The following is a 9,520-nucleotide window of genomic DNA, read 5'->3' as shown; positions in this document are numbered from 1 at the left end:
CTATTTTAATCCAAGCTATGGAATTGTTACTGAAGAATTAGTGAATCAAGTTCACTCTCTTGATATGAAAATTGGATCATGGACAGTACGTAGTCAAGAGGCAGCAGATTTCCTATTAGATATGGGAGTTGACGCAATTATTACGGATTATCCAGATTATGTAGATCCAAGAAAATAATACTTTTGTATAATTATTAGAAAAAAGGTCGATTTCTACAGGAGATTGATCTTTTTTTTTGTTGAAACCCTCTTAACGTTGGAAATCCCATTTTCCGGACGTAAATTAGCATTTAAGAACAAGGCGAAGGGTGAACCTTCGCCTTTTTTTAGTTTAACTAAAAAGGTTGGTAAGCAAAAAACATGATTGTACACCTATGTGGTTTACTGGGGGAATCGAACCCCCAGTAAACCAACGGTATCACTGCTTCGCATTGATACCGATAAAAATAATTTTATGGTATCGTGGTAACAACTTATGTAATAGCCCAACATCTTTGAAAAAGTAATAAGGAAGTTCACCAAAAATCTTCTTTCTTTATATTAGACTCAAATTCCCTTAATACCTTAATAAGTTTATATGCAGTAGTTGGTTTCGGCGTTCAAGAATGGTCCGATGTTAAAAGACTTATTAAGCTTTGGCTGGTTTTGCTTTTCTTTGCTAACCATTCCTGCTTAATATCGTAAACCTCTAAAAAATCTCCAAACTCAGTTTTCACTTTAGTTTCTTCTTTTAGCCAACCAAACATCATTATGTTTCACCTCTCCCTATCCATTTCGGAAATTTTTTTTTATCCTATGAACAGAGATGGAGACTATTGTGTCATTTTCCTAATTAGAGCATAAGGTATATAACCCATTTAATTAATTTCCTCCTTAAAAACAATTAAGGAGATGTCTTATGTCAGGTTGTGAATCAAGGTGTGACGACGGTTTTGGATTTGGTGGAGGTTTCGCCTTTATAGTCGTCTTGTTTATACTCTTAATCATTGTTGGAGCTAGCTTTGTTGGTGCCGGCGGTTACGGCGGCGGTTACGGCGGCGGTTACGGCGGCGGTTACGGCGGCGGTTACGGCGGCGGTTACGGCGGCGGTTACGGCGGCGGTTACGGCGGCGGTTACGGATATGGCGCCTGTTGTTAAAGATAGTATGAAAAAGCCGACCTTTATTGGTCGGCTTCTTCAAATTTGATTCCTATTTCTGGGGAATGATAGCTATTTTGAGGACCCTACTTATGGTCCAAACGACAAAGCGCGAAAAACTATGATAATACATTCTATGAAAAATAGAGCCCCGAATTTCCTACGCTTAGAATCTTCAAGGATCTCATATCTTATAGACTAACGCACCCTTTAAGAATCTTAGAAGATTATCATAGACACGCACCATTTTTTCAATATCCATCCAATAAAAAAAGCCAATCCCTTATCTATTAGGGGATTGGCTCTTTCTAATGCCTTTGATAGACTAGTTCAATTCTTTAGTTTTATAGCTGAGCAGAAAGAGTTTTTTCATTTTCTCTCTTTTTCTCTTTTTCTTTTAAAACATAGCTCAGTAAATCCAATGAAATACGGGCAGCTACTTGTCCAGTCATGCCAGTAGGATCATAAGGAGGAGCAACTTCAACTAAATCAAAACCAATTACTTCACCCCTTTTTGCAATTCCCTCCAGCAACTCATTCACTTCATCATAAAGCAGACCACCAGGAGATGGGGTTCCCGTTCCAGGCGCTATGGAGGGATCTATACCATCAATATCAATAGTTACATAATATTTTTCACCTGCCGGAATATGTTCTAACACTTGCTCTAGACCCACTTTTCTCATTTGGCGTGGTGATAAAATGACACTTCCATATTCTCTTGCAGCATCAACATCCTCTTTTTTGCTGCTGCTAATACCGCGGATCCCAAACTGGAATATTTTCTGTACATGTTCCATCTCGGACAAACGGCGAATACAGCTTCCGTGGCCATAACGTTGTCCTGAGCGATGATCTGCCCAGTCTAAATGGGCATCTATTTGAATCACATGAAATGGACCCAAATCTTCCAATCCCTTACCAATTGCTGCTGTGATGGAATGATCGCCTCCTAATATGACTGGCATCGCACCTTTAGAAACAATTTTTCGAATCGCCTCTTCAGTATTTTCATGGCTTTGCATAAAATCCCCATGAACCATGTCAACATCGCCACAATCCACAACTTTCCAATCCGGGCCAAGATACATGATATCGTTTTCAATATCATAGGCACCATCGAGTCCGAAGCTGTACAATGTAGAACCTTCACGAATTCCTCTTGGACCCATTCTTGCTCCAGATTTCCATTGTGTACCCATATCATTAGGTACTCCAATTACCGCTACATCGGCATCCAATTGATCAAGATCCGGGCATACTGGATATTTTCCAAAAGTGCAGATTCCAGTAAATGGAAGGTTTAAAATTTGTTTTTCATCACGCTTTACCATCATTTTTTCCTCCTTTTAATCACCAATTTTATCAAATTATTAATGCAAGTTTTGTACCAATTAATTTATTATTGAAATAGTAACAGAAAAGATTAAGTATTTGCTTCTATATGGCACCACCTGGTAGACTTTTGAAATATCAATCTATCAAAAAGTTAATCTTGTTGAATAACGAGGTTTTTATCTACTTGGATGGCTTGTAAGGGCTTCTCTTTACCTTCATCCGGTTGAATGGTTTTGGATACGACAATCAATGCTAGAATTGCAAAAACTAAATTGACTAAAATCCCGATTGTAGCAGCAACGTGAATACTGCCTATAGCCACTAATACACCATACACTGCTGTCGAAATGGCAATTCCAAAAGAGTATCCCAATGAGCTTGCCATCTTATAAATTCCGGAAGCTACGCCCACTTTGTCATCAGCAATATTCACGACAGCTACATCTATCGAAGGCGTTGCATACATTCCAAGGCCAATCCCGGAAATTAAAAAGCCTGCAAATACGACAATGATATAAATTAAATCCGGTAAAAACGTCATAGCTGTCATACTCATACCTAACGTGGCTATGAAAATTGCTAAAAGCATTGGCTTTCTTGCACCCATTTTTTGAAGCATTTTCTCCCCAACCCGAATCATCACAAGTACTGCAATGACGTTACCTATGGTGAGTAACCCTGTTTGAAAAGGGGTAAATCCCCTTGCCAATTGAATATACGTATTTGCGACAACGACAGTGGCTGCAATTCCATTTTGCAAGAAGTTTGATACAACAGCTCCCGTATATGCTTTTGTTTTGAAGAGGGAAAATTCAATAAATTGATTCTTCTTTTTCCGTTCAACAGCAAAGAAAATTACTATTGTTGCCAATGCACCACCAATAAGACCGAGTGTTAACGGACTTGTCCATCCAAAATCTTGACCGCGTGTCACAATCATATTTATCATCAACATCATGATGATAAAAAGAAAAAAACCGGTAAAATCAAATTTCACTTTACTCTGCTCATCTGCTTTGCTCTCTTGAATGTTCTTTAGTAATAACATCGATAATAGAGCAATGCCGATGGAAACTACAAAAATCCATCTCCATCCCATATACGTGGCAATGGCACCGCCAACTAATGTGGTTAAACCACCACCACCCCATGATCCGAAGGACCAATAACTAAGAGCACGCTGTCTGTCTTTACCGTCAAAGGCTCCTTTAACAAGTGCAATAGTTGCTGGCATAATACAAGCAGCTGAAATCCCTTGAACCATACGGCCAATAATTAATAATGTTGCGCTTTGTGAAAAAATAATCAACAAACAGCCGATAATACTCAAAATCAATCCAATATAGGTTAACTTCTTACGCCCTGCCCGATCAGAAATACCACCAGCTGCAACAATAAAAAGACCAGAAAATAGTGAAGTTAAACTCGTAGCAATATTTAACGTTCCCAATGAAACCCCTAAATCTTTTTGGATTGCCGGGATAATATTAATCATGGATTGTGCAAACAGCCAAAATGTAAGGACAGCGAGAACTATACCGACAATAAATTTATTCGTGCCTTGATTTTTTCCCTCCATCATATTCCTCCTTTATAGAAATCCATTTCGTTGGAGAGTCCATAAGATACCAAAACATAGTACTCAAAAACTTATAAATTAAAACGCTTTCATTTCCTTTTAAAAGATTCCCTATTACTTACATTAAGCAGGGAAATTACTTATTAAAAATTCTGCTACTTTGTTTGATTATTTTTCCAGTCCAACATTATGTCCATTTCCTTCATCTTGACAGCCATTAATTTGCCGTTGTCTTTGATTTATTTCAATTTCATCTACATTGGAACCATTCCACCTTTTTGTTTTTTTAACTTCGCTTTAATTATTTGCAATTTTCATACCAATTTAAAAATTCTAACAAAACAAACAGTGTTAGTCATAATTAACTATTGTCATGTCTTTAATTTATTTCAATTTCATTTACATTGGACCCATTCTACCTCTTTATTTTTTAACTTCGCTTTAATTATCCTCAAGGTTACTACCAATATAAAATTCAAAAAAATGGACTATAGTCAAAATTGACTATAGTCCATTAATATATTTTTGTATTTTTCGGTTTGCGGTTGATTGACTAATCCCCAATTTTTTACTCAATTTAATGCTACTGGGATATTTCTTGAACAATTGTACAATAAACTCTTTTTCTACACTTTCTAAGTATTCATTCAAAGTCATATCTTGCTTATCCTTTTTGGATGACTCTCCGTTTATTATATCCTCAACGATCTCAAGGTCGATTTCTTTGGACTCGGTCGTAACAATTACCTTCTCAATAAAGTTACGCAATTCCCTAACATTTCCCGGCCATTCCTGCTGGCTGAGCCAGGCAACCATTCTCGGCGTAAAATACTTATCCATTCCGTACTTTGTATTGAATTCTTCTGTTATTTCATAAATTAGGGGAATCATTTCCTCCCTACGCTCTCTTAGGGGCGGAATCGTCAATTTAACTACGTTAATGCGATAATATAGATCTTCTCTAAATTGTTTTTTATGAATCATTTCTTCCAAGTTTTGATTGGTTGCACAAATAATTCTGCATTTCATCTCAATTTTTTTGCTTCCGCCGACTCTCATAAATGATTGGTTTTGTAAAACGGATAATAATTTTACTTGAAGATTCATTGGAAGTTCACCAATTTCATCTAGTAAAAGGGTTCCTCCGCCGGCACTTTCAAAATATCCTTTCTTTCCTCCCTTTTTTGCACCTGTAAAAGCCCCATCTTCATAACCAAATAATTCAGATTCAATTAGGGATTCAGGTATAGCACCACAGTTTATTTCAATGAACGGTTCCTTTCTTCTTGGTGAAATTTGGTGAATCATATGTGCCAGGTGATTTTTTCCGATCCCTGACTCCCCTTCCAACAATATTGTAATGCCTAAACTTGCCACTTTTGATACTACGTCAAGTACCTTTTCCATTTTGCTATTTTTTAAGAAAAAAGGCCTGGTTGTTTGTTTTTTCAGCTCTGCTATTTCTTCCCTGTAATGTTGTATGGCTTTTGCCACTTGTTCATTTTCTTTTTTGAGATATTCAAATTCCGTAATATCTCTGGAAAAACTTACTACTCCGATCATTTTATTTGTCTCATCAAAAATTGGATACCCCGAGATAATCAGTTTTCTTTTGTTCTTTGTTTCTTGAATAAGAGTTTCTTCTTTTTTACTTTTTAACACATTTACAATAGCAGATGGGGAAAAAACACCTTCTTTTTCTAAATGAAAAACATTCTGACCTAACATTTTCTCATGTGGAATTCCAAATAATTTTTCTGTAGTTTTTCCAGTATAGATAATATTTCCATTGGTATCGGTAATAAAAATTTCATCAAAAGAATCCTCTAATATTTGTTTTAAAAGAATGTAAGCATGTTCCTTCAGATCCATACCGAACCCTCCTAGTCATTATTGATTATATAGTATTCAAAAATGACTAATATTTCAAACTATTTTTTATTTTCATGCCGATAAGAACGATTATGTGAACTAGCGTTTTTTCGTTAGTTGAAGAAGAAAAATCAAAAGCATTGTTTAACAGAGTCTATTTTAAAGAAGTAACAATCAAAAAAGTTCGTAAAAGACGTTAAGGAATCAACTTTTTTTTCTTCTTCTTAATGAACTAAAGCACCCGATAGTTCCATAAGGAAAAAACTCCCTTAAATACAGTTCCGATATTAAGCTACGCACCCGTTAGCTTAATAAGAAAAAAACACCTTAGTTGGCATTTTTCGGCACAGTAAATATACTGGTTTATGAACTTTCAATGGAGATTTTCTTCATTAATCGTTTTAATTTATCTTCTGTAGCTGTTCCCTCTACTGGTGTATAGATACTACACCTTAAGTCCATGTCCCCCTGGACTTGGAGAGAAGTTAAATTAAACAGCATCTTTCCGGCTTTAGCATGTCTAAATTCAATCATCATTTCTGGAGCTTTACTCACTTGACTTTCTTGCCATAAAGATTGAAACTCTGGGTGAGAATTACTCATTTCTTTTATAAATAGGTTATACCATTCATCACCTAAGAAGTGACCATAATAGGCACGAAAAATGGAAAGAAATCCTTTAACAAAATGCTCCCAATTCACAGCTAATGCTTTTAATTCTTTTCTTGTAAATACTAGATGGATCAAATTTCGTTGGTCATCTGGGAGTTGTTCAAAATCTAAAAATACATGAGCAGCAGCATTGTTCCAGCCTACAATATGACAATGTCGATCTGTAATGATAGTAGGGCAATACGTTAACTCAGCTAAAATTCTTTCCAAAGAAGGACTAAGTTTTGGCTGATCCTTCTTTCGATGAATAATGGATGATTTCACTTCTAAAGCTAAATCATATAGATACTCTCGTTCATCATTATTTAATTGTAGAGCTGTAGATATGCAATCCAATACGCTTGTAGAGACCTTTATATCCCGACCTTGCTCTAGCCACGTATACCAAGTAGTACTAACTCCCGCCAAATGTGCAACTTCTTCTCTTCGTAAGCCAGGTGTTCTTCTCCGTGTACCAGCAGGTATACCTATAGATTCAGGCTTTATTTGGGATCGCTTCGTTTTCAAAAATGAAGACAAAGCTTCAAGTCTGGTTTTATCATTCATTTCTAAAACCTCCATCATAACAATTTAACCTAGTAGTTATTATACCAGGATAAACACTCACTTGTAATAGGATAACCCCGAAGTATAATACAAGTATACTATTCATTTGGAGTGATGAAAAATGGAAAGAGTCGTTATTACCGGAATGGGAGTAGTCTCTCCTATTGGAAACAACGTAGAAAAATTTTGGAGAAATCTGACTGAAGGGAAGTCGGGCATTTCCTCTATTGATACATTTGACGTAAGCAATCATAAGGCAAAAATTGCAGGAATTATTCGTGATTTTAATGCAGATGATACTTTAGGAAAAAATGAAGCACGACGTCTAGATCGCTTTTCTCAATTTGCTTTGGCTGCTGCTGAACAAGCTTGGACTGATTCTAATTTAGATATTGATGATATCAATCTAGAAAGACTTGGCGTATATGTTGGTTCGGGGATAGGGGGAATTGAAACATTGATTGATAATGTGGATACTCTTCGAGAGAAAGGTCCAAGAAGAGTTAGTCCAACCCTGGTACCAGCCATGATTTCAAATGCTGCCGCAGCCCAAATTAGTATCAAGTGGAACGCAATGGGACCTACTATGTCACCTGTTTCTGCTTGTGCGATCGGAAATACAGCTATTGGTGAAGCATTCAGACTTATTCGCTTTGGAGAAGCTGATGCCGTTTTTGCAGGAGGAGCAGAGGCAGCTATAACAGATTTATCTTTAGCTAGTTTTGGTAATGCTACAGCATTATCAACGAGAAACGATAATCCAACTAAAGCTAGCCGTCCTTTTGATGTAAATCGAGATGGATTTGTCATGTCAGAAGGAGCAGGAATTTTAATCTTGGAATCTTTGTCTCACGCTTTACGTAGAGATGCAAAAATTTATGCAGAAGTCATTGGGTATGGTGCGAGTTCTGATGCCTATCATATGGTAGCTACACACCCAGAAGGTAAAGGAGCCTATCTTGCAATGAAAATGGCTTTGAAAAATGCAAAAATTTCTCCTGAAGAGATTGATATTATTAGCGCTCATGCAACAAGTACAGAAGTGGGAGATCGATCTGAGACACTGGCAATTAAAAAACTATTTGAATCAAAAGCTTATCAAATCCCAATAACAGCTAATAAATCTATGCTTGGTCACATGTTAGGAGCAGCTGGAGGCGTGGAAGCAATTGCTTTGGCAAAAAGTTTAAAGGAAGGAATTATTCCTCCAACCATCAACTTAGAAAAGCCTGATTCATTATGTGATTTAGATTATGTACCAGGTGTTGCTCGTAAAGTGGAAATAAGTACTGGTCTATCCAATTCATTTGGTTTTGGAGGTCATAATGCAGCTATCGTTTTAAAAAAATACGAGTGAATTAACTTTCGCTCGTATTTTTTAAATTAAAATAAAAGATCCTCAAGAGTACCTTTAGTTAGTTACCATAATGAGTCTTATAGAATTAAATACGAAAAAGCCCTTTTTTCTTCTCTTAAGGGCTTTTTTCTTGTTCATAAAAGTGTACTTTTACGAATGGCAGCAACAATGCTATACCGTCCATTTCGGAATTTTATACGTTAAGAGAATCCAACCTGAAAAGTAGTCGATCTCCTCGACGTTAAGGAATCGACTTTTTTTACTTCCTCTTATAGAACTAAAGCACTTGTTAGCTCAATAGTTATTTCTCCCAAAGCTCGATCAGTCGACCTTCAGGATCTTCWATCCAAATAAACTTTCCAAATTCACTAATCTCTTYTTTCTTTGCAAGRGGTACACCAATMTGTTCAAGATGCTTAATAGTCTCGTTTAGATTATGTACTTGGAAATTTAACATCACTTGTTGTTCTGTTGGAAAATAACTGTCATCATCGGTAAAGAAAGAAAAGATGGTCTCATTTCCTGATTGGGGCTTTATCACAGTCCCGTTCCAATTATCTATTTCAAGCTTCAACACTTCACTGTACCATTTTTTCACAACTTCAAGATTTTTAGTTCTCCAAAATATTCCTCCGAAACCTTTTATCATCGTATCTAGCTCCTATCTGTCATCAAAATTTTTATCTATCTGATTACTTTATATATTCGAGATTTAAATTCAAGTTCCTTTTTCAACTATACTGCCCCGTAAGTTCATTAAGAAAAAGAGCTGCCGAAGCAACTCCCTTATTGAAGTAAAGCACCCGTTAGCATTCCTGTAGATCGTTAAATATCAGGTTTGAAAAAAATAGAGCCCCTCAGTAAGATACGAGTATAGATCCCAATCTAACTCAAAGTCTTAAGGAGGAAGCCCTACTATGAATTTTAAAATGCAAAACAAACAAAATCAACTAATTGAAAGAATTACGGATCAACATCTAGTTGTTGGTGTGGATATCGCCCAACACGTACACGTGGC

9 protein-coding genes are annotated in these 9,520 nt (G+C 36.4%); 3 read left to right on the top strand and 6 right to left on the bottom strand.

Annotated elements, in window-relative coordinates; translation table 11 throughout:
• On the top strand, positions 1-178 hold a 178-nt coding region (locus AC1DUW_RS15020; RefSeq protein WP_477642866.1), incomplete at its 5' end, for a glycerophosphodiester phosphodiesterase.
• Between the two features lie 421 nt (positions 179-599).
• On the opposite strand, the gene AC1DUW_RS15015 is transcribed toward AC1DUW_RS15020, so the two are convergent.
• Entirely contained in the window at positions 600-749 is a 150-nt protein-coding gene (locus AC1DUW_RS15015; protein WP_477642863.1) for a hypothetical protein, read from the bottom strand.
• 149 nt (positions 750-898) lie between these two features.
• Here AC1DUW_RS15015 and AC1DUW_RS15010 point away from each other — a divergent pair, with 149 nt between their 5' ends.
• On the top strand, positions 899-1,138 hold the full coding sequence (locus AC1DUW_RS15010; protein WP_477642862.1) for a YjcZ family sporulation protein: 240 nt from the start codon (positions 899-901) through the stop codon (positions 1,136-1,138).
• A 344-nt stretch (positions 1,139-1,482) separates the two neighbouring features.
• Here the strand turns inward: AC1DUW_RS15010 and speB are convergent, their stop codons facing one another.
• The 4 genes from speB to AC1DUW_RS14990 all read right to left on the bottom strand — a co-directional run bounded on the left by speB (position 1,483) and on the right by AC1DUW_RS14990 (position 7,145).
• Positions 1,483-2,472 (bottom strand): agmatinase, encoded by a 990-nt coding sequence (speB, locus tag AC1DUW_RS15005; RefSeq protein ID WP_477642865.1) that lies wholly within the window; start codon positions 2,470-2,472, stop codon positions 1,483-1,485.
• A 155-nt stretch (positions 2,473-2,627) separates the two neighbouring features.
• Positions 2,628-4,055, bottom strand: coding sequence for an MFS transporter (locus AC1DUW_RS15000; RefSeq protein WP_477642864.1), 1,428 nt, complete (start codon positions 4,053-4,055; stop codon positions 2,628-2,630).
• Between the two features lie 504 nt (positions 4,056-4,559).
• Positions 4,560-5,927: a sigma-54 interaction domain-containing protein gene (locus AC1DUW_RS14995; RefSeq protein ID WP_477642861.1), complete on the bottom strand. Its 1,368-nt coding sequence runs from the start codon at positions 5,925-5,927 to the stop codon at positions 4,560-4,562.
• Positions 5,928-6,290: 363 nt separating this feature from the next.
• Positions 6,291-7,145 carry a helix-turn-helix transcriptional regulator gene (locus tag AC1DUW_RS14990; protein ID WP_458598481.1) on the bottom strand — a complete coding sequence of 285 codons (855 nt, stop codon included), beginning with the start codon at positions 7,143-7,145 and terminating at the stop codon, positions 6,291-6,293.
• A gap of 121 nt (positions 7,146-7,266) precedes the next feature.
• On the opposite strand from AC1DUW_RS14990, the gene fabF reads away from it, so the two are divergent.
• Complete coding sequence (gene fabF / locus AC1DUW_RS14985; RefSeq protein WP_477642860.1) at positions 7,267-8,502, top strand: beta-ketoacyl-ACP synthase II; 1,236 nt, start codon at positions 7,267-7,269, stop codon at positions 8,500-8,502.
• A 301-nt stretch (positions 8,503-8,803) separates the two neighbouring features.
• Here the strand turns inward: fabF and AC1DUW_RS14980 are convergent, their stop codons facing one another.
• The gene (locus AC1DUW_RS14980) at positions 8,804-9,151 is read right to left on the bottom strand and encodes a VOC family protein (RefSeq protein WP_477642859.1); all 348 of its coding nucleotides are present in this window, start codon (positions 9,149-9,151) and stop codon (positions 8,804-8,806) included.
• Between the last annotated feature and the right edge of the window lie 369 nt (positions 9,152-9,520).

The organism is Peribacillus sp. P4_C12 (assembly GCF_056402095.1).
Note: the sequence above shows the minus strand (reverse complement) of the source record. Positions and strands in the feature narration are given on the sequence as shown.

Excerpts from the sequence above, each read along its gene's own strand:
- AC1DUW_RS15015 (WP_477642863.1), bottom strand. The coding sequence starts at position 749 with ATGATGTTTGGTTGGCTAAAAGAAGAAACTAAAGTGAAAACTGAGTTT.
- AC1DUW_RS15010 (WP_477642862.1), top strand. The coding sequence starts at position 899 with ATGTCAGGTTGTGAATCAAGGTGTGACGACGGTTTTGGATTTGGTGGA.
- speB (WP_477642865.1), bottom strand. The coding sequence starts at position 2,472 with ATGGTAAAGCGTGATGAAAAACAAATTTTAAACCTTCCATTTACTGGA.
- AC1DUW_RS15000 (WP_477642864.1), bottom strand. The coding sequence starts at position 4,055 with ATGGAGGGAAAAAATCAAGGCACGAATAAATTTATTGTCGGTATAGTT.
- AC1DUW_RS14995 (WP_477642861.1), bottom strand. The coding sequence starts at position 5,927 with ATGGATCTGAAGGAACATGCTTACATTCTTTTAAAACAAATATTAGAG.
- AC1DUW_RS14990 (WP_458598481.1), bottom strand. The coding sequence starts at position 7,145 with ATGAATGATAAAACCAGACTTGAAGCTTTGTCTTCATTTTTGAAAACG.
- fabF (WP_477642860.1), top strand. The coding sequence starts at position 7,267 with ATGGAAAGAGTCGTTATTACCGGAATGGGAGTAGTCTCTCCTATTGGA.